Origin of the sequence: Staphylococcus sp. AntiMn-1, assembly GCF_001663395.1 — a bacterium.
Lineage (GTDB): Bacteria > Bacillota > Bacilli > Staphylococcales > Staphylococcaceae > Staphylococcus > Staphylococcus equorum.
This window is the reverse complement of the sequence record NZ_CP012968.1, coordinates 658,713-683,928: the sequence shown is the minus strand read 5'-3', so window position 1 is coordinate 683,928 and position 25,216 is coordinate 658,713. Positions and strand designations below refer to the sequence as shown.

General features: G+C 32.9%; 20 protein-coding genes and 1 pseudogene. 19 read left to right on the top strand and 2 right to left on the bottom strand.

What is annotated here, in order from left to right:
* The first annotated feature begins 138 nt into the window (after nucleotides 1–138).
* Nucleotides 139–1,185 carry a recombinase RecA gene (gene recA, locus AOB58_RS03395; RefSeq protein WP_021338755.1) on the top strand — a complete coding sequence of 349 codons (1,047 nt, stop codon included), beginning with the start codon at nucleotides 139–141 and terminating at the stop codon, nucleotides 1,183–1,185.
* Between the two features lie 324 nt (nucleotides 1,186–1,509).
* Complete coding sequence (rny, locus tag AOB58_RS03390) at nucleotides 1,510–3,069, top strand: ribonuclease Y (protein ID WP_021338756.1); 1,560 nt, start codon at nucleotides 1,510–1,512, stop codon at nucleotides 3,067–3,069.
* A gap of 220 nt (nucleotides 3,070–3,289) precedes the next feature.
* On the opposite strand, the gene AOB58_RS03385 is transcribed toward rny, so the two are convergent.
* Nucleotides 3,290–3,508, bottom strand: a complete 219-nt coding sequence (locus tag AOB58_RS03385) for a hypothetical protein (protein WP_002507825.1) — start codon at nucleotides 3,506–3,508, stop codon at nucleotides 3,290–3,292.
* A gap of 164 nt (nucleotides 3,509–3,672) precedes the next feature.
* Between AOB58_RS03385 and AOB58_RS03380 the strand changes: the two genes are divergently transcribed.
* The 10 genes from AOB58_RS03380 (at nucleotide 3,673) to thiW (ending at nucleotide 12,542) form a co-directional block, all read left to right on the top strand.
* Nucleotides 3,673–4,461, top strand: a complete 789-nt coding sequence (locus AOB58_RS03380) for a TIGR00282 family metallophosphoesterase (RefSeq protein WP_002507824.1) — start codon at nucleotides 3,673–3,675, stop codon at nucleotides 4,459–4,461.
* Nucleotides 4,462–4,574: 113 nt separating this feature from the next.
* Nucleotides 4,575–6,335: a 2-oxoacid:acceptor oxidoreductase subunit alpha gene (locus tag AOB58_RS03375; RefSeq protein ID WP_021338757.1), complete on the top strand. Its 1,761-nt coding sequence runs from the start codon at nucleotides 4,575–4,577 to the stop codon at nucleotides 6,333–6,335.
* Nucleotides 6,336–7,202, top strand: coding sequence for a 2-oxoacid:ferredoxin oxidoreductase subunit beta (locus AOB58_RS03370; RefSeq protein ID WP_021338758.1), 867 nt, complete (start codon nucleotides 6,336–6,338; stop codon nucleotides 7,200–7,202).
* A gap of 193 nt (nucleotides 7,203–7,395) precedes the next feature.
* Nucleotides 7,396–8,031, top strand: a complete 636-nt coding sequence (locus AOB58_RS03365) for a poly-gamma-glutamate hydrolase family protein (RefSeq protein ID WP_021338759.1) — start codon at nucleotides 7,396–7,398, stop codon at nucleotides 8,029–8,031.
* A 106-nt stretch (nucleotides 8,032–8,137) separates the two neighbouring features.
* Nucleotides 8,138–8,521, top strand: coding sequence for an RrF2 family transcriptional regulator (locus tag AOB58_RS03360; RefSeq protein WP_046465286.1), 384 nt, complete (start codon nucleotides 8,138–8,140; stop codon nucleotides 8,519–8,521).
* Between the two features lie 72 nt (nucleotides 8,522–8,593).
* The gene (locus AOB58_RS03355) at nucleotides 8,594–9,487 is read left to right on the top strand and encodes an NAD(P)/FAD-dependent oxidoreductase (RefSeq protein ID WP_064782956.1); all 894 of its coding nucleotides are present in this window, start codon (nucleotides 8,594–8,596) and stop codon (nucleotides 9,485–9,487) included.
* A gap of 103 nt (nucleotides 9,488–9,590) precedes the next feature.
* The gene (locus AOB58_RS03350; RefSeq protein ID WP_002507818.1) at nucleotides 9,591–9,887 is read left to right on the top strand and encodes a thiamine-binding protein; all 297 of its coding nucleotides are present in this window, start codon (nucleotides 9,591–9,593) and stop codon (nucleotides 9,885–9,887) included.
* Nucleotides 9,888–10,109: 222 nt separating this feature from the next.
* Nucleotides 10,110–11,651, top strand: a complete 1,542-nt coding sequence (gene miaB / locus AOB58_RS03345; RefSeq protein ID WP_021338762.1) for a tRNA (N6-isopentenyl adenosine(37)-C2)-methylthiotransferase MiaB — start codon at nucleotides 10,110–10,112, stop codon at nucleotides 11,649–11,651.
* Nucleotides 11,651–12,010: a YlbF/YmcA family competence regulator gene (locus AOB58_RS03340; protein ID WP_002507816.1), complete on the top strand. Its 360-nt coding sequence runs from the start codon at nucleotides 11,651–11,653 to the stop codon at nucleotides 12,008–12,010. The genes miaB and AOB58_RS03340 overlap by 1 nt, the downstream gene beginning before the upstream one ends.
* Nucleotides 12,011–12,044: 34 nt before the next feature.
* Nucleotides 12,045–12,542 (top strand): energy coupling factor transporter S component ThiW, encoded by a 498-nt coding sequence (gene thiW, locus AOB58_RS03335; protein WP_002507815.1) that lies wholly within the window; start codon nucleotides 12,045–12,047, stop codon nucleotides 12,540–12,542.
* A 184-nt stretch (nucleotides 12,543–12,726) separates the two neighbouring features.
* Here the strand turns inward: thiW and AOB58_RS03330 are convergent, their stop codons facing one another.
* The gene (locus AOB58_RS03330) at nucleotides 12,727–13,896 is read right to left on the bottom strand and encodes a helix-turn-helix domain-containing protein (protein WP_064782955.1); all 1,170 of its coding nucleotides are present in this window, start codon (nucleotides 13,894–13,896) and stop codon (nucleotides 12,727–12,729) included.
* A 183-nt stretch (nucleotides 13,897–14,079) separates the two neighbouring features.
* Here AOB58_RS03330 and AOB58_RS03325 point away from each other — a divergent pair, with 183 nt between their 5' ends.
* The 7 genes and pseudogenes from AOB58_RS03325 to AOB58_RS03295 all read left to right on the top strand — a co-directional run bounded on the left by AOB58_RS03325 (nucleotide 14,080) and on the right by AOB58_RS03295 (nucleotide 25,197).
* Nucleotides 14,080–15,042: an alpha/beta hydrolase gene (locus AOB58_RS03325; protein WP_021338764.1), complete on the top strand. Its 963-nt coding sequence runs from the start codon at nucleotides 14,080–14,082 to the stop codon at nucleotides 15,040–15,042.
* A gap of 80 nt (nucleotides 15,043–15,122) precedes the next feature.
* Nucleotides 15,123–17,345, top strand: coding sequence for a beta-glucosidase (locus AOB58_RS03320; RefSeq protein WP_021338765.1), 2,223 nt, complete (start codon nucleotides 15,123–15,125; stop codon nucleotides 17,343–17,345).
* A 447-nt stretch (nucleotides 17,346–17,792) separates the two neighbouring features.
* Nucleotides 17,793–20,441 carry a DNA mismatch repair protein MutS gene (mutS, locus tag AOB58_RS03315; RefSeq protein WP_064782954.1) on the top strand — a complete coding sequence of 883 codons (2,649 nt, stop codon included), beginning with the start codon at nucleotides 17,793–17,795 and terminating at the stop codon, nucleotides 20,439–20,441.
* A 12-nt stretch (nucleotides 20,442–20,453) separates the two neighbouring features.
* The gene (gene mutL / locus AOB58_RS03310; protein ID WP_021338767.1) at nucleotides 20,454–22,403 is read left to right on the top strand and encodes a DNA mismatch repair endonuclease MutL; all 1,950 of its coding nucleotides are present in this window, start codon (nucleotides 20,454–20,456) and stop codon (nucleotides 22,401–22,403) included.
* Nucleotides 22,404–22,414: 11 nt separating this feature from the next.
* Entirely contained in the window at nucleotides 22,415–22,948 is a 534-nt protein-coding gene (locus AOB58_RS03305) for a glycerol-3-phosphate responsive antiterminator (protein WP_002507808.1), read from the top strand.
* A gap of 224 nt (nucleotides 22,949–23,172) precedes the next feature.
* Nucleotides 23,173–24,207 (top strand): S66 family peptidase, encoded by a 1,035-nt coding sequence (locus tag AOB58_RS03300; protein WP_021338768.1) that lies wholly within the window; start codon nucleotides 23,173–23,175, stop codon nucleotides 24,205–24,207.
* Nucleotides 24,208–24,379: 172 nt separating this feature from the next.
* A pseudogene (locus AOB58_RS03295) lies at nucleotides 24,380–25,197 on the top strand (MIP/aquaporin family protein).
* Nucleotides 25,198–25,216: the final 19 nt, after the last annotated feature.

The window sequence follows — 25,216 nt, the reverse complement described above, 5'->3', positions numbered from 1 at the left end:
CGTGTGTTCTGTTTTCGTTGTAACTTCCGTCTGTATAAGCGAACAAATATTCGCAAAACGCTTGCAGAATTATTTAAATCAAGGTATAGTAGGATTAAGATATTTTACAGAGATTAATCTCAATTAGGAGGTCCAACATTGGATAACGATCGTCAAAAAGCTTTAGATACAGTAATTAAAAATATGGAAAAATCATTTGGTAAAGGCGCAGTTATGAAATTAGGCGATAATAAAGCCCAAAGAGTGTCTAGCGTTTCAAGTGGTTCAGTTACTTTGGATAATGCGTTAGGTGTAGGTGGCTACCCTAAAGGAAGAATTATAGAAATATATGGGCCAGAAAGTTCTGGTAAAACTACAGTGGCATTACATGCTATTGCAGAAGTACAAAAAAATGGTGGGATTGCGGCGTTTATTGATGCTGAACATGCGTTAGATCCTGTTTATGCAGAAGCTTTAGGTGTAGATATTCAAAATCTATATTTATCTCAACCTGACCATGGGGAACAAGGATTGGAAATTGCCGAAGCATTCGTTAGAAGTGGTGCTGTTGACATCGTAGTTGTTGACTCCGTTGCTGCGTTAACTCCAAAAGCTGAAATTGAAGGTGAAATGGGAGATACACATGTTGGTTTACAAGCGCGTTTAATGTCACAAGCATTGCGTAAACTTTCAGGCGCTATTTCTAAATCAAAAACAACAGCAGTATTTATTAACCAAATTCGCGAAAAAGTAGGCGTGATGTTCGGTAATCCTGAAGTAACACCGGGTGGACGTGCATTGAAATTCTATAGTTCTGTACGTTTAGAAGTACGTCGTGCTGAACAATTAAAACAAGGCCAAGATATTGTTGGTAATAGAACGAAAATTAAAGTTGTTAAAAATAAAGTAGCACCGCCATTCAGAGTTGCAGAAGTGGATATGATGTATGGTAAAGGTATCTCTAAAGAAGGAGAACTTATTGACTTAGGTGTTGAAAATGAAATTGTAGATAAATCAGGTGCTTGGTATTCATACAATGGAGATCGTATGGGACAAGGTAAAGAAAATGTTAAATTATATCTGAAAGAAAACCCTGAAATCAAAGAAGATATTAATCGTAGATTGCGTGAAGCTCTAGGCATTATCGATGGTGATGTTAAAGAAGACGAAAGTGAAAAACAAACTACGCTTCTTGAAGATGAATAGTGTTATCTAAAATTAATTAAATATTTACTATAAAATAAGCGTATATGTAAAAATATGCGCTTATTTTTTTACATCAATATAAGAATTTTAAAATATAATATAACAAATATTTTGCTATATGAGCTTTATAATATAAGTGACAACAATAATTATAGTGGAAATAGTGTAAAAGAGGAGACTCAAATATTGAATTAATGTGTCAGAAACCTTGACACTTCTTAGTTTAAAACCGTACAATTACATTGTATGATTCTTATATAACTTGATATAATCATATTGAAATTGATATACAGAGCAAAATCCTAGATAAAAAGGGGTGTTTGTGTGAGTTTATTAGACCTCCTACTCATTTTGCTAGGTATTATTCTCGGAGTTGTTGTAGGGTACATTGTAGCCCGTAATCTATTGCATCAAAAGCAATTACAAGCAAGACAAACTGCAGAAGATATTATTGAACAAGGTAATAAAGAAGCAGAGAATACTAAGAAGGAAAAGCTCCTAGAAGCTAAAGAAGAAAACCAAATCTTAAAAGAACAAAGTGAAAACGAACTGCGTGAAAGACGTGGTGATCTTCAAAAGCAAGAAGCTCGACTTCTGCAAAAAGAAGAAAACTTAGAGCGAAAATCTGATTTATTAGATAAAAAAGATGAGATTTTAGAGCAAAAAGAGTCTAAACTTGAAGAACGACAACAACAAGTAGATGCAAAAGAGAGTAGTGTTCAAACATTAATAAATAAGCATGAACAAGAATTAGAACGCATCTCTGGTCTCTCTCAAGAAGAAGCAGCACAAGAGCAACTTCAAAGAGTTGAAGATGAATTGTCACAAGATATTGCAATACTTGTTAAGGAAAAAGAGAAAGAAGCAAAAGAAGCAGTCGATAAAAATGCAAAAGAATTGTTAGCAACTACTGTTCAAAGATTAGCAGCAGAACATACTTCTGAATCTACAGTATCAGTTGTTAATTTACCAAACGACGAAATGAAAGGTCGAATCATTGGTAGAGAAGGAAGAAATATCCGTACGTTAGAAACATTAACGGGTATTGACTTAATTATAGATGATACGCCAGAAGCGGTTATCCTCTCTGGTTTTGACCCAATCAGACGTGAAATTGCAAGAACTGCATTAGTAAATCTTGTTTCAGATGGACGCATCCATCCTGGACGAATAGAAGATATGGTAGACAAAGCTCGTAAAGAAGTAGACGATATTATTCGAGATGCAGGGGAACAAGCTACATTTGAAATAAATGTGCATAATATGCATCCAGATTTAGTTAAAATCTTAGGTCGTTTACAATATCGTACAAGCTATGGACAAAATGTATTGAAACATTCTATCGAAGTTGCACACTTAAGTGGTATGTTAGCGGCTGAATTAGGTGAAGATGTTACATTAGCTAAACGTGCTGGTCTACTTCATGATGTTGGTAAAGCAATCGATCATGAAGTTGAAGGTAGCCATGTTGAAATAGGTGTAGAATTAGCAAAAAAATATGCTGAAAATGAAACAGTAATTAACGCAATTCATTCCCACCATGGTGATGTTGAACCAACTTCAATTATTTCTATATTGGTAGCAGCAGCAGATGCATTATCAGCTGCGAGACCAGGTGCTCGTAAAGAGACTTTAGAAAATTATATTAGAAGATTGGAAAGATTAGAAACACTATCTGAAAATTATGATGGTGTCGAAAAAGCGTTTGCAATTCAAGCAGGTAGAGAAATTCGAGTTATTGTATCACCAGATACTATCGACGACTTAAAATCACATCGCTTAGCAAGAGATATAAAAAGCCAAATTGAAGACGAACTTCAATATCCTGGTCATATAAAAGTGACAGTTGTTCGTGAGACTAGAGCAATTGAATATGCAAAATAAATGTTAGTCATTAAATGTCTAACTAGAGACTGCCAACAAAGTCATGGGACTTGTTGGCAGTTTTTTGATGATTCGTATCATTTACTGTTTTATGATGTTATTTAAATAGTAAAAGAACTTCAAAGTCTCAAATAACAAAAAAGAGCCTTTAACTATAAAGTTAAAAGACTCCTTATCGATATATTGAAGTAAACTTCATTATACTAAGCAATTTATATGTTTATTTGTTTAATTCCAAATCTGCAACTTTAACTTCTTTGATAATTTCAGCTGTGTCATAGCAATTTGTAGCGATATTTGCATATCTTTCTGCTAAACGGTAAGCATTGATATATAGCTCTAGACTATCTTTTGCTATATCTTCTGCATCTTCACTTTTTGATGGGTTTGCTGTAACAACTAGATCAGCAAAATGTTGTGGATCGATATTAATTGACATGTATTACTTCCAACTCCTATATTGTGGATTAAAATAATTACTATAATGAGTTATACCCCCATTACAAAATATAAAACTTAAAAATTAAAGGAATATTTACTAAAGAGCCTTTTCAATGTAAATCATTTACATTAAACTAGCATTAAGAGAGGATGAACAAGTAAATGAGAATATTATTTATTGGAGATATCGTAGGTAAAGTAGGTAGAGAAGCAATTAACACGTACTTGCCTAAGCTTAAACAAACGCATCGTCCTACAGTTACAATCGTAAATGCGGAAAATGCCGCACATGGTAAAGGATTAACTGAAAAGATATATAAAGAATTATTAAGAGAAGGCGTAGATTTCATGACTATGGGGAACCATACATACGGACAACGTCAAATTTATGATTTTATAGAAAGTGCTAAGCGTATGGTTCGACCAGCAAATTTTCCAGATGAAGCGCCAGGTGTAGGTATGCGCATTATTCAAATCAACGATCTTAAATTGGCGATTATCAACCTACAAGGTCGTGCATTTATGCAAGACATAGATGATCCATTCAAAAAAGCAGATGAATTAATTGCTGAAGCACAAAAAGAGACAGATTATATATTTGTAGATTTTCATGCGGAAACAACTTCTGAAAAAAATGCAATGGGTTGGTATTTAGATAATAGAGTGAGTGCTGTAGTAGGTACACATACACATATTCAAACTTCTGATGAAAGAATATTGCCAGGTGGTACAGGTTATATTACAGATGTAGGTATGACTGGATTTTACGATGGTATACTTGGAATCAATAGAGGAGAAGTTATCACACGCTTTATTACTAGCTTACCACAAAGACATGTAGTGCCGGATGAAGGACGTAGTGTCTTGTCTGGTGTTATAATAGATATTAATAAAGATGGTAAAGCAACGCATATTGAACGCGTACTTATCAACGATGATCATCCATTTTAATTATCGTCCGTTAGTATGAATTTTAAAATAAACCACTCTTTACATAGTAATAGGGTGGTTTATTTTGATATGATTGATTATGAATTATTATAACCATTAGGAGGCAAGATGGTATGAAATCACAAGTATCATGGAAAGTTGGCGGCCAGCAAGGTGAAGGTATTGAATCAACGGGGGAAATCTTTGCTACTGCGATGAACCGTAAAGGATACTATTTATATGGATATCGTCATTTTTCAAGTAGAATAATGGGCGGACATACGAATAATAAAATAAGAGTTTCAACATCACCTGTACATGCGATAAGTGATGATTTAGATATATTAATCGCTTTTGATCAAGAAACAATAGAAGTTAACCATCATGAAATGAGAACAGATAGTATTATTATTGCAGACAGCAAGGCAAAACCAGAAAAACCTGAAGGTTGTCGTGCGCAACTTATAGTTTTACCATTTACGGCAACAGCAAAAGAATTAGGCACTGCCTTAATGAAAAACATGGTTGCTATTGGTGCTACATGTGCAGTAATGAAATTAGATATTTCAGCTTTTGAAACGCTTATTACTAATATGTTTACTAGAAAAGGCGAGAAAGTTGTCGAAATGAATATAGAAGCATTAAATGAAGGTTATCGTTTAATGATGGAGCAACTTAATGATGTTGAAGGTGACTTTGTTTTAGAAGAAACAGATGGAACACCACATCTATATATGATTGGTAATGATGCAATCGGCTTAGGCGCTTTATCAGCTGGATCAAGATTTATGGCGGCATATCCTATTACGCCTGCTTCAGAAATTATGGAGTATATGATTGATAATCTACCAAAAGTAGGCGGCACAGTTGTACAAACTGAAGATGAAATTGCTGCGGCAAACATGGCTATTGGATCAAATTATGCTGGCGTACGTGCTTTTACAGCTAGTGCTGGACCTGGACTTTCATTAATGATGGAAGCGATTGGTCTATCGGGTATGACAGAAACACCATTTGTAGTGGTTAATACTCAACGTGGCGGGCCTTCTACAGGATTGCCTACCAAGCAAGAACAATCTGATTTAATGCAGATGATTTACGGTACACATGGGGATATCCCTAAAATCGTAGTTGCACCTACAGATGCAGCAGATGCATTTTATCTAACAATTGAAGCATTTAATTTAGCAGAAATGTATCAGTGCCCAGTGATTATTTTAAGTGATTTACAATTGTCATTAGGCAAACAAACTGTTGAAAAATTAGATTATAACAAAATAGAAATTAACCGTGGCGAAACAATCCAATCTGATATAGAACGAGAAGAAGATGACAAAGCGTATTTCAAACGTTATGCATTGACTGAAAGTGGCGTATCACCTAGACCGATTCCAGGTGTTAAAGGCGGTATACACCATGTAACAGGTGTAGAGCATAACGAAGAAGGTAAGACGAGTGAAGCGGCTGATAATAGACAACAACAAATGGATAAACGTATGCGTAAAACTGAGCATTTACTGATTAAAGACCCAGTAGAGGCAGATGAACAACATGATGAAGCAGACATCTTATATTTAGGTTTCATTTCTACTAAGGGCGCAATTCAAGAAGGTAAAGATAGACTAGAAGCGCAAGGCTTAAAAGTAAATCATTTACAAATTAGACAATTGCATCCTTTTCCTAAAGAAACACTACAAAAATCCATTGATAAAGCATCAAAAGTTGTCGTAGTTGAACACAATTACCAAGGACAACTTGCAAGCATCTTGAAAATGAATGTTACATTAGGTGATAAATTAGTGAACCAAACAAAATACGATGGTACGCCATTCTTGCCACATGAAATTGAAACAAAAGGACTTGAGATTGCCAAAGATTTAAAGGAGCTGGTATAAATGGCAACGTTTAAAGATTTTAGAAATAATGTTAAGCCCAATTGGTGCCCAGGTTGTGGAGATTTTTCAGTCCAAGCAGCGATTCAAAAAGCAGCAGCCAATATTGGCTTGGAACCTGAAGAAGTAGCAATCATTACTGGTATCGGCTGTTCAGGTCGTTTATCTGGCTATGTGAATTCTTATGGTGTACATGGTATACATGGTCGTTCATTACCATTAGCACAAGGCGTGAAAATGGCGAACAAAGACTTGACTGTTATTGCTTCCGGAGGAGATGGTGACGGTTATGCAATAGGTATGGGCCATACCGTTCATGCATTGCGTAGAAATATGAACATGACATATATTGTAATGGATAACCAAATTTATGGACTGACTAAAGGTCAAACATCACCTTCATCAGCGCCAGGTTTTGTTACAAAATCAACACCAAAAGGAAATATCGAGCAAAATGTTAAACCATTAGAGCTCGCGTTATCTTCTGGGGCAACATTTGTAGCACAAGGTTTCTCAAGTGATATAAAAGGACTTACAAAAATGCTTGAAGATGCTATTAACCACGACGGTTTTTCATTTGTGAACGTCTTTTCACCATGTGTCACATATAATAAAGTGAATACTTATGATTGGTTTAAAGAAAACCTTACAAGCATTGAAGATATAGAAGGTTTTGATGTTACAGATAAAAGTAAAGCAACACAAAAAGTTTTAGAGTATGATTCGCTAATTAAAGGCATTGTTTATCAAGATACTGAAACACCTTCATATGAATCTCAAATTGAAGAAATGGAAGATACGCCATTAGCTAAAAGAGATATTCATATTGATGAAACGCAATTCAATGAATTAACAAAACAATTTGTTTAAATTGGAAGTATAGATAATACTAATATAGTAAAAATAATTAAATGATAGCATATAAGCTGATTACATACGGAGTTGGATTGAGACACATTCAACACCGTATAGTATCAGCTTTTTTAGTAAATGAAGGAATAACATATTCTGATTTATAGTATTATAGAAACTAAATAGGGCTTTATACTTTGGAGGGAATACCATGATAGACCAATTTAATTCAATGACTGAACTTATGTTACATACAAGTGAAGGTGAAGATTGGGAAATTCATACGCGGCAAACAGCTCAGCCAATGATTATTACGGCAGTCCATGGTGGGGCGATTGAACGTGGAACAACTGAACTTGCTCAATCTATAAGCGAACGCGGTAACTATGATTTTTATACTTTTAAAGGGGTACGCCACAATAAAAATCACGAACTACATGTGACATCAAGACATTTCGATGAGCCCAAACTTTTACAAATGATCAATGACAATAGACATGCGATTTCTGTTCACGGTTGTATGGGTGATAAACCAGAAGTATATATTGGTGGAAGAGATCAAGCACTGATAAATTATATTAAACAATATTTATCTGAAATTAATATCATCGTTAAAGATGCGCCAGCTCATATTTCTGGACTTCACGATGATAATTTTGTTAATTGTTGTCAACACAAAGCTGGCGTTCAGCTAGAAATAACTGCGCGTCTAAGAAAAAAATTCTTTATTAACAAAAGATATAATCTTTATGATAGGGAAAATCGAGATAATTGGTCTCCATTAATGACTAATTTTACGCAAGCAATTGTTGACGCTGTAAACCATTATCAACATGAGCCCAATTAACCATTTATGATGTCATTCTAACCAACATTATAATTAATATTTGCAAAACAAAACATAATAAGATATTATAGATATATGATATCGATAATAGGAAGTTGATAAACAAATGAAATGTTCTAAGGCAACAGATTATGCATTACACGCTTTATTATTTATGATAAAAAGTAACGGTGATTCAAAAAGAATACCAGTACAAGACTTAGCAGCTGCATTGAAAGTTTCTACTACTTATTTATCTAAAATTTTAACACGACTTGTAAAAGCTGGGATAATTTCAGCAAATAGTGGTGCTAAAGGCGGCTATCAATTAAAAAATGGATGGCAAGAGGTTTCAATATATGAAATTATTGTAACTATTGATGGCAAACAAAGCTTACTAGAAGATAGTTTTAACCATGGTGAAGGTTGTTCTATTAAACAAATCATGGATGAAGCGGAACGTAGTTTAATAAATAATTTAGAACAAAAAAAATTAAAGGACTTAGCTTAATACTAAGTCCTTATATTATTCAATTAATTATAGATATTAAGAATCTTTAAAAGGTGTAAAGGAGTGGAGTAAATGGATTATGAAATCATAGTTATTGGTGGCGGTCCTGCTGGCTTAAGCGCAGCATTGAATTTTGGAAGAGGTATGATGCATACATTGGTTATTGATGAGGATAAACCACGAAATCGAGTGACATCAGAATCACATGGTTATTTAACGCAAGATGGTATTTCACCAACTGAATTCAAACAAAAAGCAAAACAAGATATTGCTAAATACAAAGATGTATCATTTTTAGCAGAACGTGTTTTAGATATTAAGGAAAACGATGACGGATTTGAAGTTTTTACCCCAGGACAATCATTTACAGCAAGACAAGTGTTACTCGCAACAGGTTTAAGAGAAGGAGGACCAGACATACCTAGTTTCAATGAATTTTATGGACAATCAATATTTTATTGTCCGTGGTGTGATGGCTATGAAATGCGTCACCGTAAATTGGCTATCATTTATACAGTTGAGAGGATGGCACATATGGTTAAATTATTAAGTAACTTTTCAAAAGATCTTATCGTTTTTACAAATGGTGAAAGTGTTACAACCGAAGATAAAGCATGGCTTAAAGCTAAAAACATTGATATATATACCGATTTCATTGCTGATTTAAATGGTGAAAATGGTCAATTGACTCATATTACATTAGCAAATGATGAAAAAGTTGAAGTTGAAGGTGGATTTAGCCAAATGCAATGGGATACTCATTTTGATTTCTTGAAAAATTTGAGTTTAGAGCGTGATGAAAATGAAAAATTTGAAGTCAATGCATTTGGTGAAACTTCAATTAAGCATTTTTATATTGCAGGAGAAACGAAAGATAATTTCGCTGGCCAAATTATAGATGCAGCGGCCAATGGCGGTATGGTTGCTAAAATGATAATGATGACACAAATCAATGAAGATTTTTAAAATATATCTTATGAGATAAATGATTAACGCTTTATATCTATGCCTTGAACATCTTATTTGATAGACTAAAAGATAAATAAAACAGATAAGGGGCTGAAGTGATATGCATGATACGTTAATGAGTGTCCAAATTATTCCGAAAACTGCTAATGGTGAAGATGTTATACCTTATGTTGATGAAGCGATAAAAATAATTGATGATTCTGGTTTGGCTTATAGAGTTGGACCACTAGAAACGACAGTACAAGGTGAGATGAATGAATGTTTGATCTTGATTCAAAAGTTAAATGAGCGTATGGTCGAATTGGAGATACCGAGTACGATTAGTCAGGTTAAGTTTTATCATGTTCCTGAAGGTATTACAATCGAGACACTTACTGGAAAATATGACGAAATTTAAAAAAATATATAATAAAGAAAAGCGATTCAACATATCAAGATGTTGAATCGTTTTTGCTTATTGGGAAAGACTTTTGCACTTTGGGGCTAAATTTAATATAATGAAGTAATGATTATGGATAAAGTTATAGAACTTTGAACGACTAGGTTGAAATACCAAAATATAAAACATATTTTAAAACATGTGTTCATAGTTTATATGATATAGAAAGGATTTTGTAGAGTGAATGAAGAGCAAAGAAAAAGTACTTCTATAGATATTTTAGCCGAACGAGATAAGAAGACTAAAGATTATAGCAAGTATTTTGAGCATGTCTATCAACCACCAAGTTTAAAGGAAGCACGTAAACGTGGTAAAGAAGAAGTGAACTATAACCGTGATTTCCACATAGATGAAAAATTCCGCAATATGGGTCAAGGGAAGACCTTCTTAATTAAAACATATGGTTGTCAAATGAACGCGCATGATACAGAAGTCATGGCTGGTATTTTAGGCGCTTTAGGTTATACTGCTACAGAAGATATTAATCATGCTGATGTGATTTTAATTAACACATGTGCAATACGTGAAAATGCAGAGAGTAAAGTGTTTAGTGAAATTGGTAATTTAAAACACTTAAAACGAGAAAAGCCAGAAACAGTTATCGGTGTATGTGGTTGTATGTCACAAGAAGAATCAGTTGTTAACAAAATTCTTAAATCATACCAGAACGTTGATATTATTTTCGGAACACATAATATTCATCGTTTACCAGAAATTTTAGAAGAAGCTTATTTATCAAAAGCGATGGTAGTAGAAGTATGGTCAAAAGAAGGAGACGTTATTGAAAACCTTCCTAAAGTAAGAAAAGGTAATATTAAAGCTTGGGTAAATATTATGTATGGCTGTGATAAATTCTGTACATATTGTATTGTGCCTTTTACAAGAGGTAAAGAGCGTAGTAGACGTCCAGAAGATATCATTGCTGAAGTGAGAGATTTAGCACGCCAAGGTTATCAAGAAATTACGTTGCTGGGTCAAAACGTTAATGCTTATGGTAAAGATATAGAGGGCTTAGAATATGGTTTGGGTGATTTATTAGAAGATATTACACAAATTGATATACCAAGAGTGAGATTTACTACAAGTCATCCTTGGGACTTTACGGATCGTATGATTGAAGTTATTGCGAACGGGGGCAATATTGTACCTCACGTACATTTACCAGTTCAATCAGGTAACAACGCAGTATTAAAAATTATGGGACGTAAATATACACGTGAAAGCTATTTAGATTTAGTAAATAGAATTAAAATGAAGATACCTAACGTGGCATTGACTACAGATATTATCGTAGGTTATCCAAATGAAACTGAAGCACAATTTGAAGAAACTTTAACATTGTATGACGAAGTTGAATTTGAACATGCATATACTTATATTTATTCACAAAGAGATGGTACACCAGCAGCGAAGATGAAAGATAATGTGCCTTTAGAAGTGAAGAAAGATAGATTACAACAATTAAATAAAAAAGTGGCTTATTATTCAGAACAAGCTATGAAGCAATATGAAGGCAAAGTAATCCAAGTATTGTGTGAAGGTTCCAGTAAGAAGGATAATGCTGTGTTAGCGGGTTATACTTCTAAAAATAAACTTGTTAACTTCAAAGCGCCTAAAGAAATGATAGGCAGAATTGTTGATGTACAAGTTGACGAAGCGAAGCAATTTTCATTAAACGGTACATTTTTACGTGCGAGTGAAAAAGCAGTGGTGACTCAATAATGTATGAAAAAGATGACATATTAGCTGAAGCAAATCGCATTAGTGAACGAATCAAATCATTGGATACAGTTAAAGATTATCACACTGTTGAACAACAAATTCATTACAATAAAAATATTGAACAACGCATGAAAGATTTAAAAAAAACACAAAAGCAATCCGTAAATTTACAAAATTACGGTAAAACAGAAGCTTTAAAACAATCTGAAGGTAAAATACAAGGTATTGAGCAAGATATTAATGTTCTACCGATAGTGGAAGAATTCAGAGAATCGCAAACTGAAGCCAACGATTTATTACAAATGATGATAAGTACAATGTCTGATCGTTTGAATCAACATGAGCAAAATGAGGACTAGCAAGTAATGTACTTTCAGGAAAGGAATGAACCGAATGAAGTCAATTAAGACGAAAAGGTTAACGTTAACCGCAATATTCATCGCTATCAATGTAGTGTTGAGTAGTATTATTGTCATTCCGTTAGGCCCGATTAAAGCAGCACCTATTCAACATTTAATTAATGTACTATGTGCCGTGTTTGTTGGCCCTTGGTTTGGACTAGCTCAAGCATTTATTTCTTCTGTATTACGTATGATTTTTGGTACTGGTAGCTTCTTCGCCTTTCCTGGAAGTATGGTAGGTGTACTACTCGCAAGTGGTTTTTACCATTACCGTAAGCATATCTTTATGGCTGCGGTAGGGGAAGTGATAGGGACAGGTATTATTGGTAGTATAGTTTGTATTCCATTAGCCTGGATACTTGGCTTTTCTAACTTTGCTATTAAACCGTTAATGTTAGCATTTATCGTTTCAAGCATTATTGGTGCTATCATCAGTTATATATTATTAATGATATTGAAAAGAAAAGGTATATTAAAACGCTTCTTATAAGCTATATAAGATTTACGAAACGAGATTAAGACTCAAATAATTAATCATGAAGTTTTTGGATGGATAACGAAACAAGTTATGACATGCTAATATTCTTGATTACTTATAGAGACTTGGTCTCGTTTTTATGAATAAAGACTTATGACTACTTTACTTTTACAATCTTGATAACATTAAAGGTATTTTATGTTTTATAATTTTTTAAGCGGTATTGTTTTGGAGTTAGTCCAATAGAACGTTTGAAAACTTTAATAAAGTAGCTTTGATCTGAAAAGCTGAGCTGATGAGCTATTTCAGAAATGGATAAACTTGAGTTATCTAGCCATAATTTAGCTTCTTCTAGTTTTTTCTCTGTAATATAGGCACTTATCGTAATACCAACTTCTTTCTTGAATAAATGAGATAAATATTTTGAACTTAAATTTACATGCTTTGCTAATATATCTAAAGTTAAAAGTTGATATAAATGGTTATAAATATATTGTTGCACTAAATTAATGGGCTGTGAATATTTATCACTGTTTAATTTTTTTACTTGATTAGCAAATTCTATAAATATATATTCTACTGATTTTAATAAGTCAATTTCCTTTTCTACCTCTATCTTTTGGATGAGTATATCACTCATTGAGTAAGCTACTTCATAGTGTAATCCACCTTCGATTGCTGATCTACTCGCTATGGCTACTGCAGAAATAGCTAAATTTTTATCATTACGAGTAAGATTATCAGGCATAACTACCCCAACTTTTTCTAAATCAATTGTATTTTTAAAAATATTTTTTATACTATCAATATCTCCTTGTTTTATATATTCATTAAATTTATTTTCTAATAAAATATCATGATGTAATTGTTCATTAAGACGTTTAATTGAAAGCTCGAAATCAATATCATTTTCTAAGATTAACGTATTAAGTGATTGTTCTTTAATAGTTAATGGAGATAGTTGTTTGTTAAATAACAGAAAATAAACTAGTTGTCCCATACTAATGAGGTCATTTTTTTTATAGATAGGGATGGAGTTAAAATAAATTCTTAAATTCTTTTTTAAATAAAGTGGCACTTTATAACGCTTTATATAATCATAAAAAAGACTGTTAGTCACTTCTTCTAACACACAAGGCCCTATAGTTAAGTCAAAGTATGTTGTTCGTAAACATAAAAAACATTCTATATCATTAAGTGATCTGATGAAGGGTATTTCAAAAATAGATTCATTTTCAGTAAATAGTTCTTGATAAAGTCCATCTGTGGGAAGAAAAGGGTTTTCCCGATTTACAAACTTAAATTCTTTAATAGTGATATTTGCCTTGCTTATTGAAATATTCATACCAGTATTTTCTTGTAGCATTTTACAAATATAATCAAGTTCATCTTTTTTTCATATTTCATAAAGCTTCCTCCCTTATTGATAGAAAATATACTATTTTTATGGAAAAAGTGCAATTAAATCTTTTGGGAAAAGAATAGAATAAGTGATATAAGAAAAGATTTATTTATTACGCTGTTTGTAAATAAAAGGAGTGACGCTACTGTGGATATAGTAAGAAAAAAATTAAGTGAAGATAAAAAAGAAAATGCTATAAATAGTATGAAGTTATTAACTAAACTTCCTGGCCCTGTATTAGAATATTTGATTAGATTCAATCTTAAAACTTTTAGAAAAGCTATGGAAAATCAAGATCAAAAACTATTAAATTACAGTCAACCAATTTATAAAGAAACGTATAAAATTTACGGTTGGAAAAATTTAATTTCATTAAATATATATCGAAGTGATAGTAACGCGGATGGCAAGAAACCGCTACTTTATTTTATTCATGGTGGTGCATTTATTGGTGGTTCTTCCTATGTAAATGATAATTTCATGAGAGCACTTGCTGACAGAACAGGTTACGTTATTGCGAGTGTAGATTATACCTTATCACCTGAAGCTAAATATCCAGAAGGGTTAAACGATTGCTATAAGGGCTTAAACTATTTATTGAAATACGCGAGTGATTTTGATATTGATACAACTCAAATTAGCATAGCCGGGGATAGTGCAGGTGGTAATTTAGCAGCGGCATTAATATTAAAATTAGCAAAAGAACAGATTAAAATCCAAAACCAAATTTTATATTATCCTTTGACAGATTTAGTTTCTTTAGACAAACCCAGCTATAAACAACAAGGTGCAGCTTTTCAAGGGATGAAAAAACTAATTTTCGTATGTCAGCGTTTATATTTAAAGAACAAAAAGGACAAACACTTACCTTATGTATCACCATTAAGAGCAAATATACCAACTGAAATGCCTAATACTTTAATTATGGTAGCTGAAAATGATGGGCTAAAAAGTGATGGTATAGAATACGCTGAGTTATTAGAAAAATCTGGGCATAAAGTATCATGCCTATTATATGAAAATGCTTATCACGCATTCATAAATGATCTTGGATATTCACCTGAAGCTGATGATGCACTTGAAGAAACTATTCATTTTATTACAAACTAAACAAGAAAATTTTGACAAGTAAAAAATTCATTTGGAGCGACACAAATTTCGTAATACTTATTTTAAGGGAGAAATGTCTTATGAAAAACAATGAAATAATTAAAAATTTATCGTTAGAAGAAAAAATTAAAATTGTAACTGGCCATGCATTTTGGTATACGTATGACCTAGAAGATAAAGGATTAAATGCACTACTACTAACTGATGGTCCTTCTGGGGTAAGAAAGCAAGAAGAGGGAGCTGATGCTTTAGGCTTAAATCAAAGCATAAAAACTATTAGTTTTCCAAGTTTAGCACTAATTGCTAGTTCATTTGATAAAAATTTGCTACGTCAATATGGTGAATATTTAGGACAAATAGCAAAAAGTGAAAAAGTTAATGTGTTGTTAGGTCCTGGTATAAATATTAAAAGAAACCCTTTGGCTGGTAGGAATTTTGAATACATGTCTGAAGATCCTTTAGTAGCTGGTAAGCTTGCAACAGCTTATATTAATGGTTTACAGTCTCAGGGTATTGGATCAAGTGTAAAACACTTTGCCGCTAATAATAGAGAGAATCAACGATTTACCAATTCTTCTAATATAGATGAACGAACACTGAGAGAAATTTATCTTAGTGCATTTGAAACAGTTGTAAAATATGCTCAACCAGCTACGATTATGAGTTCTTATAATGCTATTAACCATGTTCCTGTTTCTGAGAATAAATGGCTACTTACAGATGTGCTGAGAAATGAATGGGGATATCAAGGTGTCGTTGTCTCTGACTGGTCGGCGATAAAACATCGTTCCAATTCATTAAAAGCAGGGCTGAATTTAGAAATGCCTGGTAAGGGACAAAGCACATTGACTGAAGTAACAAATGCTGTAAAAAATGGCGAATTGGACGAGCATATACTAGATATCTCAGTGGATCGTGTTTTAACGTTAATTAAACAACATCAAATCAAAGATGAAGCGCAGTCTTATGACAAAGCGAGTTACCATGATTTCTCAAGAGTACTAGCAAGTAAAAGTATTATTTTATTAAAAAATGAAAACAATAACCTACCAATAAATTCATCATCATTAGGCTTGATTGGTGAACTTGCAGCTAAACCAAGAATTCAAGGTGGCGGTTCTTCTAAAGTTAATCCATATAACATTGTAACGCCATTGGAAGCTTTTAATAAACATCAAGTTGAATATGCTCAGGGTTATTACATTAGTAATCATGAAGTAGATCAAAAGCTTCAACAAGAAGCAGTAAAAGTAGCGCAACAAAACGACCAAGTAATATTATTTTTAGGCTATCCTGAAAGTTATGAAACTGAAGGATTCGATAAAAATGCTTTAGCATTACCAGACAATCAATTAACATTATTAGATGTAGTAACGAGAGAGAATCAAAATGTAACTGTTGTTTTACAAAATGGTGGGACAGTACTTATGCCTTGGGCACATAAAGTGAAATCTATTGTTGAAACCTATTTATCAGGTGAAGCAGTAGGAGAAGCAATCAAAGATGTCTTAACTGGTAAACAAAATCCAGCAGGTAAATTAACAGAAACTGTTCCAAAACGACTTGAAGACGTTCCCTCGTATTTAACATTTAATCAAAGTAAAGCAGAAGAAGATTACAGAGAAGGCATATATGTAGGTTATAGATATTACGATACAAAACATATCAAAACGCAATTTCCATTTGGCCATGGTTTAAGTTATACAACCTTTGAGTATTCTAATATCAAAATTGCTCCTCAAGAAAATAGCTTGAAAATTAATCTGGATATCAAAAATACTGGGAAAATATTTGGGGAAGAAGTTATACAAGTTTATATTGGAAATCGTGCAAGTGATATAGATATGCCACTCAAAGAACTTAGAGATTTTGAACGTATTGCTTTAGATGCAAACGAATCAAAAATAATTACGTTTGATATACCTTATAAAGCTTTGCGCTGGTTTAATAATAATACGAGACAATGGCAAATAGATGATGGAGAGTACGTAGTATATGTAGGTTCTTCAGTTGAAGATATCAGATTAGAGCAATCAATTACTTTAGATATAACTAATCAAACAAAATCGTATTGGATTCATGAAGATACTTATGTATATGAATTAGTGTTAAGAAAAAATGAAATCAAACAATCACTGAAACAATATCAATTAGACGAACTCATAGGTAAGGTAACAGAAGATCCAGAACTTGCGCCACTTTTTGAAAATTTACCATTACGTTCACTTATAATGCTCGATATGGATATAGCGACAGTACATGACTTTATCAATGCCGCAAATGAAGAATTAAAGCATAAATAATTATATGTAAATTGATTATTATTAGGATTTGTAGTATAAATACAAAACCCCTCACTGTGCCAGTAGTGAGGGGTTTTGTTCGTGTGACTTTATCATTACATTTGCATAGACAATATACATATAATATATACGCATCAATATAGTTTGAATACTTAAAATTAAGGTTTTTCTAAAAACGCTTATAAAAGCGTTTGATAATAATTAAGCTTTAACGCTATGATTGAATAAATAGGCGTAATATCTAAAGTTATGTTAAAATTTAAGAGTTAAATTAACTAATTAAGTTAAAGAAAATTAAATGGATAGCGATAACATAAATGCTAATTTTTACTAAATAGATAAATGTAAAAACATTGATACAATGCAACTTACATATTCAAAATTAAGTATAATCCAAATTGATAATTTAAAAGTAAGAAACTAATAGAAGGATTGTGAAATATCAAAATGACTAACCAAACTCCTATGATGCAACAGTATTTAAAAATAAAATCACAATATCAAGATTGTCTATTATTTTTTAGATTGGGCGATTTTTATGAAATGTTTTTTGATGATGCGAAAGAGGCGTCAAGAGTATTAGAAATCACTTTGACGAAAAGGGATGCCAAAAAAACGAACCCAATACCGATGTGTGGTGTACCTTATCATGCAGCAGATGGCTATATTGAAACATTGATTAGCAATGGATATAAAGTAGCTATATGTGAACAAATGGAAGATCCAAGACAGACTAAAGGTATGGTTCGTCGTGAAGTTGTTAGAATTGTTACTCCTGGAACGGTAATGGATAAAGGTGGCGTTGATGAAAAACAAAACAACTATATATTGAGTTTTGTGAAAGATAGTGCCGCTTATGCATTAAGTTATTGTGATGTTTCAACTGGAGAGTTGAAAGTTACACATTTCGAAGATGAAGCGACGCTAATGAATGAAATTACAACTATTAATCCTAATGAAATCGTCGTAAACGAGAATATTGGTGATGATTTAAAACGACAAATCAGTTTAACAACTGAAACGATAACGGTATTATCGGAAATTTCAGATGCACAATATAATGTAAATACTATGAAAGAACACAACTTGTTTAATGCGACACAATTGTTGTTAGATTATATATATCACACACAGAAAAGAGATTTATCCCATATTGAAGCAGTTGTTAAATATGAAGCGGTAGACTTTATGAAAATGGATTTTTACGCTAAACGAAATTTAGAATTAACAGAAAGTATTCGTTTAAAAACTAAAAAAGGAACATTGCTCTGGTTAATGGATGAGACTAAGACGCCAATGGGTGCCAGACGATTAAAACAGTGGATTGATAGACCACTTATCCATAAAGCACATATAGAATCTCGTTTAGATACAGTAGAACAGTTTCTTAATCATTTCATCGAAAGAGATACATTAAGAAATCATTTGAATCAAGTTTATGATATTGAACGCTTAGTAGGCCGTGTAAGTTATGGTAACGTCAATGCACGTGATTTAATTCAGTTGAAACATTCTATTTCAGAAATCCCAAATATTAAAAATCTACTTAATGATTTTGATGAACAGATGACTGCACAATTTAAAGCGCTACAGCCTTTAGAAGAATTACTTGGCTTACTAGAAGAAAGTTTAAAAGAAGAACCACCAATCTCTGTAAAAGAAGGTGGCCTTTTTAAAACTGGTTTTAATAGTGAGTTAGACGAGTATTTAGAGGCATCTAAAAATGGAAAGTCATGGCTAGCTGAATTACAGGCAAAAGAACGCCAACGTACTGGCATTAAATCGTTAAAGATTAGTTTTAATAAAGTGTTTGGTTACTTTATTGAAATTACAAGAGCGAACTTACAAGGTTTCGACCCAACAGCATTTGGATATCATCGTAAGCAAACATTATCTAATGCAGAACGTTTTATCACAGATGAATTGAAAGAAAAAGAAGACATTATTCTTGGTGCTGAAGATAAAGCAATCGACTTAGAATATCAATTGTTTGTTCAACTAAGAGAAAAAATTAAAACCTATACAGAACGTTTACAAAAACAAGCAAAAGTTATATCAGAACTTGATTGTTTACAAAGTTTTGCAGAAATTGCACAAAAATATAACTATGCACGTCCAACTTTTAGCGAAGACAAAACACTACAATTAACCAATTCGCGTCATCCGGTTGTCGAACGCGTGATGGACCATAATGATTATGTGCCAAATGATTGTGAATTAGATCAAGATACATTTGTCTATTTAATAACTGGGCCTAATATGTCTGGTAAATCCACATATATGCGCCAAGTAGCCATAATTAGTATCATGGCTCAAATGGGAGCATACGTCCCTTGTGAATCGGCAACGCTCCCAGTCTTTGACCAGATATTTACAAGAATAGGCGCCGCAGATGATCTTGTATCAGGTGAAAGTACATTTATGGTTGAAATGTTAGAAGCGCAGAAAGCACTCGCACATGCGACAGAAAATAGTTTGATTATTTTTGATGAAATTGGAAGAGGTACTTCGACCTACGATGGATTAGCACTTGCACAATCAATGATAGAATATGTTGCGAATACGTCTCATGCTAAAACACTATTTTCTACGCATTATCATGAGTTAACAACTTTAGATCAGTCTTTATCTTGTTTGAAAAATGTGCATGTAGCAGCAAACGAATACAAAGGTGAACTTATCTTCTTGCATAAGGTTAAAGATGGCGCAGTAGATGATAGTTATGGTATTCAAGTAGCTAAATTAGCACATCTACCTGACGAAGTAATTTCACGTGCGCAAGTCATATTAGATGCGTTTGAACAGACTGACAAACAAGAAAACCAAGTCGTAGTTAACAAACTTGAAGTAGACTCAAGTATTCAAGATGCACAATACTCAAATGTAGTAGAACCAGTTGCAACATATCCTGAGCAATCGGAATATGCAAAACAGGATGATAAAAAAAATCAATTTGAACAAACAGCATTTGAACTATTTGATGTACCGGTCGAGCAATCTGAAATAGAAAATGAAATTAAGACGTTGAATTTATCTAATATGACACCGATAGAAGCATTAATTAAATTAAGTGAATTACAAAAACAATTGAAATAGAGGTGAAGTCAAATGGGTAAGATTAAAGAGTTGCAAACATCATTAGCGAATAAGATTGCTGCTGGGGAAGTTGTTGAACGTCCAGGTTCAGTAGTCAAAGAGTTATTAGAAAATGCCATTGACGCCCAAGCGACTGAAATCAATATCGAAGTTGAACAATCTGGCGTAGCATCTATTCGTGTCGTTGACAATGGTACGGGTATTCATATAGAAGATTTAGGTCTCGTCTTTCATCGACATGCAACAAGTAAACTAGATGCAGACGATGACTTGTTTCATATTCGCACACTTGGATTTCGTGGAGAAGCGTTAGCAAGTATCTCTTCTGTTTCCAAAGTGACACTGAAAACATGTACAGATAATCAAGAAGGCCAAGAGATTTATGTGGAAAATGGTGAAATTCTTAATCAAAAACCTGCAAAAGCGAAACAAGGTACTGATATATTGGTTGAATCATTATTTTATAATACACCAGCGCGCTTAAAATATATTAAAAGTTTATATACTGAATTAGGTAAAATTACAGATATCGTAAATCGTATGGCGATGAGTCATCCAGATATCCGTATTTCACTTATTTCAGATGGCAGAACGATTCTAAAAACAAATGGTTCAGGACGTACAAATGAAGTTATGGCAGAAATATATGGGATGAAAGTGGCTAAGGATTTAGTACACATTACGGGTGAAACAAGCGACTATCGCTTAGAAGGCTATGTTGCTAAACCAGAACATTCACGAAGTAATAAACATTATATATCTATTTTTATTAATGGTAGATATATAAAAAACTTTTTAATAAACAAAGCAATTTTAGAAGGCTATCATACACTGCTAATGATTGGCAGATTTCCAATTTGTTATATTAATATTGAAATGGATCCGATACTGGTAGACGTCAATGTGCATCCAACTAAATTAGAGGTGCGTTTATCTAAAGAAGATCAGTTGTTTGAACTGATCGTAGAAAAAATACGAGAAGCTTTTAAAGATCGTATTTTAATACCGCAAAATGATATGAATAAATTGACGCAGAAAAATAAAGTGCTGGATAAATTTGAACAACAGAAAATTGATTTTGAGAAACGCAAACAGCAAAGAGATGCTACACATTCAACGAATTTGAATTTTGACCTTGATGATAATCAGCCCAATGAAACAAATCAATCTAATCAAACCTTAGATAATACATTCTCAAATCCGAATACCACTTCAAACGATTCCTATTCAGTGAAAGAATCGACTTATGATTATGCTAAGACGCAAAGAGATGTGTTGACTGATATGGAAGAACAAGATATTACTGATACATTAGCACCTTCTGAAGATGTATCTGAGGCATCAGATATTAAAGGAAGTATCAGTAGCAACCCTTCACAGCGTATACCTTATATGGAAGTCGTAGGTCAAGTGCATGGCACATATATTATTGCGCAAAATGAGAACGGTATGTTTATGATTGATCAACATGCTGCACAGGAACGAATTAAATACGAATATTTTAGAGAAAAAATAGGCGATGTCTCTAATGAAATACAAAATTTATTAATTCCTTTAACTTTTCACTTCTCAAAAGACGAGTTGATGATTATCAATCAACACGTAGAAGAATTAGATAAAGTAGGCGTGCATTTAGAACCGTTTGGTGGTAATGATTATATTGTTGATAGTTATCCAGTGTGGTTTCCTGCTGCTGAAGCGGAAGAAATTATTAAAGATATGATTGAGTATGTCTTAGAGCATAAAAAAGTGAATGTTAAAAAAATACGTGAAGAAGCTGCTATTATGATGAGTTGTAAGAAATCAATTAAAGCAAATCACTATTTAAAAAATAATGAAATGGCAGATTTAGTGAATCAATTGAGAGAAACAGAAGATCCGTTTACATGTCCACATGGCAGACCGATAATCATTAATTTTTCAAATTATGAATTAGAACGCTTATTTAAGCGTATTATATAGGAGGTTAGTGGATGAAGCCATATATTTTACCGGCTATTCGCTCAATGAAAGATTTAGAAAAACTGATACAGACAGATTATAAAGAATGTGTGTTATTAGATACGCATATAGGTCATATCAAAAGCATTATGGAATTGATGAAGAAGAATAATATAGAAGTGTATATGCATATCGATTTAATTAGAGGTATGAGTCACGATGAATTTGCTTGTGAATTTATCATTCAAAACTACCATCCCAAAGGCATCGTATCAACAAAAACGAAAGTTATAAACAAAGCCAAAGCGTTGAATACGACTACTGTTTTTCGTGTATTTATTCTAGATAGTCATGCATTAACTAGAAGTATTGAGCTTATAAAACGTGTTGAACCTGACTTTGTTGAAGTGTTGCCTGGTATAGCAACAAAGGCAATAAAAATCATTAATGAAGAGACAAATACGTCTGTGATTGCTGGTGGTTTGATTAATGATGTTGAGGAAGTTGATGTTGCGGTGGAAAATGGTGCGAAATATATCACTACAAGCGATAGGGATTTATGGTAATACAACTAAAGCAGTTAAATTAACAGTCGTTCTAATAAAGAATAAAGGTTGAATGGCATTGACTATAATGTAATTGTCTTACTAGAATTAGCTATTTTAGAAACGCATTAAATCATTTTATTAATGTATAATCATTTCTAAAGCTTATAGCTAATTCTTTTTTTTTACCATTTTTTAATGAATAGTATTAATTTATATAAATTAAAATCCTAGGGGGAGATTTAATGATAAAACCAAGAAAATTATTAAGAGGCGACACTGTTGCAATTGTATCTTTATCTTCTGGTTTAGCCGGAGAAGATTCGATTTTATGGCGAACTAAACAAGGAATCGAACGACTGGAATCCGTATTTGGTTTGCATGTGAAAGTCATGCCCAATGCACTCAAAGGTATTAAATATGTACGTGAACACCCTGAACTGCGTGCTTCTGATTTAAATGAAGCATTACAAGATAGTGATGTAAAAGCGATTATAAGTTGTATTGGTGGTGAAGATGCCATTCGAATATTACCTTATGTAGATTTTCAAGCAATTTACGATAACCCAAAAATTTTCTCGGGTTACTCTGATTCAACGACTGTCCACATGATGTTTTATAAAATGGGTATTGTTAGTTTTTATGGACAAGCCTTATTAACAGATTTTGCGGAGAATATAGAAATGGATAGCTTTACAATTAATGATATTGAAAAATGTTGGTTCAATAGTTCAGCGATTGGCGAACGATTGCCTACGCCTTATACAAGACCAACAGGATTAGAATGGAAAGTAGAAAATAAAAATATTGCTAGGACTAAACGAGATAACCAAAGTTATGAAGTTATAAATGGAGCCGATATTGTGAGTGGTCATTTAATCGGAGGTAATTTAGAAACGTTTGTGAGTTTGATAGATACTTCCATATTTCCGGAATTAGAGCAATTTAATCATGCGATACTTTTTTTGGAAACTTCAGAAGATACACCATCTCCTTTAGAATTTTCAAAAATGTTTAACCAATTATTACAAATAGGTGTGTTAGATAAAGTTGAAGGCATTGTTTTTGGTAAACCATTTAATCAAATATATTATGAAGCGTATAAAAATGAAATATTAAAAATTATTAAAAAAAGTAAAAATCCAAACGTTCCAATTTTATATAATTTGTCATTTGGACACAATGAGCCCAAGCACAGCATGCCTTATGGCTTATCAGCAAAAATAAATTGTTATACTCAGCAATTCGAAATTAAAGAAAGCGCTGTTATTGATTTTTAAATTGTGGCAATTTTTTCACAAAAAAGATTGACAACGCTTTCAATAGAGGTGTAAGATAAACACAAGTTAATAATTAGAACAGAGATGGGAGATTTCTACAGTCATTAAACCAGTGTATTAACGCTGGACATAATTGTAGGAATCTCTTTGTCTTTTTTTAGGAGGAGTCTCTATGAGTGTATATTTTGCTGAATTATTGGGAACAGCAATATTAGTATTATTTGGGGTGGCGTTGTTGCCAACGTTAATTTAAAACGAAGCAATGGTAACGGTGCTGATTGGATTGTAATTGCCACAGGTTGGGGACTTGCTGTAACCATGGGTGTTTATGCTACAGGTGAAATATCTGGTGCGCATTTAAATCCGGCCGTTACATTAGCGTTCGCAATGGACGGTGCATTAAGCTGGGGTATGGTTCCAGGATACATCATTTGTCAAATACTTGGTGGTATCATCGGTGGTACTTTAGTTTGGTTAATGTACTTAGCGCAATGGAAAGCAACTGAAGACAAAGATACAAAATTAGCTGTGTTTTCTACAGCACCAGCAATAAAAAATTACTTTGCCAACTTCTTAAGTGAAATTATTGGTACTGCTGCTTTAACAATGGGCTTATTATTCATTGGGATGAATAAAATTGCTGATGGTTTAAATCCACTAATTGTTGGTAGTTTAATCGTTGCTATCGGCTTAAGTTTAGGTGGTCCAACTGGATATGCCATTAATCCTGCTCGTGATTTAGGTCCACGTATTGCACATGCCATTTTACCAATTGCTGGAAAAGGTAACTCAAATTGGGGTTATGCAATTGTTCCAATTTTAGGGCCTATTACAGGTGGTATGATGGGTGCAGTTATTTATAGATTATTCTATAAAGGTGCTTTTGATATGATGTCTGTTGTATCAATAGTGTTGCTAATCGTAACAATTGCGCTTGGAATCGCTTTAAATAAAGCAAAAAGTGCAAAAGGTATCGAATCAATTTATTAAATAAGTTTTAACTGTCCTG

Excerpts from the sequence above, each read along its gene's own strand:
- AOB58_RS03370 (WP_021338758.1), top strand. The coding sequence starts at position 6,336 with ATGGCAACGTTTAAAGATTTTAGAAATAATGTTAAGCCCAATTGGTGC.
- AOB58_RS03355 (WP_064782956.1), top strand. The coding sequence starts at position 8,594 with ATGGATTATGAAATCATAGTTATTGGTGGCGGTCCTGCTGGCTTAAGC.
- AOB58_RS03300 (WP_021338768.1), top strand. The coding sequence starts at position 23,173 with ATGATAAAACCAAGAAAATTATTAAGAGGCGACACTGTTGCAATTGTA.
- AOB58_RS03340 (WP_002507816.1), top strand. The coding sequence starts at position 11,651 with ATGTATGAAAAAGATGACATATTAGCTGAAGCAAATCGCATTAGTGAA.
- AOB58_RS03330 (WP_064782955.1), bottom strand. The coding sequence starts at position 13,896 with ATGCTACAAGAAAATACTGGTATGAATATTTCAATAAGCAAGGCAAAT.
- AOB58_RS03380 (WP_002507824.1), top strand. The coding sequence starts at position 3,673 with ATGAGAATATTATTTATTGGAGATATCGTAGGTAAAGTAGGTAGAGAA.
- mutS (WP_064782954.1), top strand. The coding sequence starts at position 17,793 with ATGACTAACCAAACTCCTATGATGCAACAGTATTTAAAAATAAAATCA.
- AOB58_RS03305 (WP_002507808.1), top strand. The coding sequence starts at position 22,415 with ATGAAGCCATATATTTTACCGGCTATTCGCTCAATGAAAGATTTAGAA.
- mutL (WP_021338767.1), top strand. The coding sequence starts at position 20,454 with ATGGGTAAGATTAAAGAGTTGCAAACATCATTAGCGAATAAGATTGCT.
- thiW (WP_002507815.1), top strand. The coding sequence starts at position 12,045 with ATGAAGTCAATTAAGACGAAAAGGTTAACGTTAACCGCAATATTCATC.
- AOB58_RS03350 (WP_002507818.1), top strand. The coding sequence starts at position 9,591 with ATGCATGATACGTTAATGAGTGTCCAAATTATTCCGAAAACTGCTAAT.
- AOB58_RS03360 (WP_046465286.1), top strand. The coding sequence starts at position 8,138 with ATGAAATGTTCTAAGGCAACAGATTATGCATTACACGCTTTATTATTT.
- AOB58_RS03385 (WP_002507825.1), bottom strand. The coding sequence starts at position 3,508 with ATGTCAATTAATATCGATCCACAACATTTTGCTGATCTAGTTGTTACA.
- AOB58_RS03375 (WP_021338757.1), top strand. The coding sequence starts at position 4,575 with ATGAAATCACAAGTATCATGGAAAGTTGGCGGCCAGCAAGGTGAAGGT.
- AOB58_RS03365 (WP_021338759.1), top strand. The coding sequence starts at position 7,396 with ATGATAGACCAATTTAATTCAATGACTGAACTTATGTTACATACAAGT.
- AOB58_RS03320 (WP_021338765.1), top strand. The coding sequence starts at position 15,123 with ATGAAAAACAATGAAATAATTAAAAATTTATCGTTAGAAGAAAAAATT.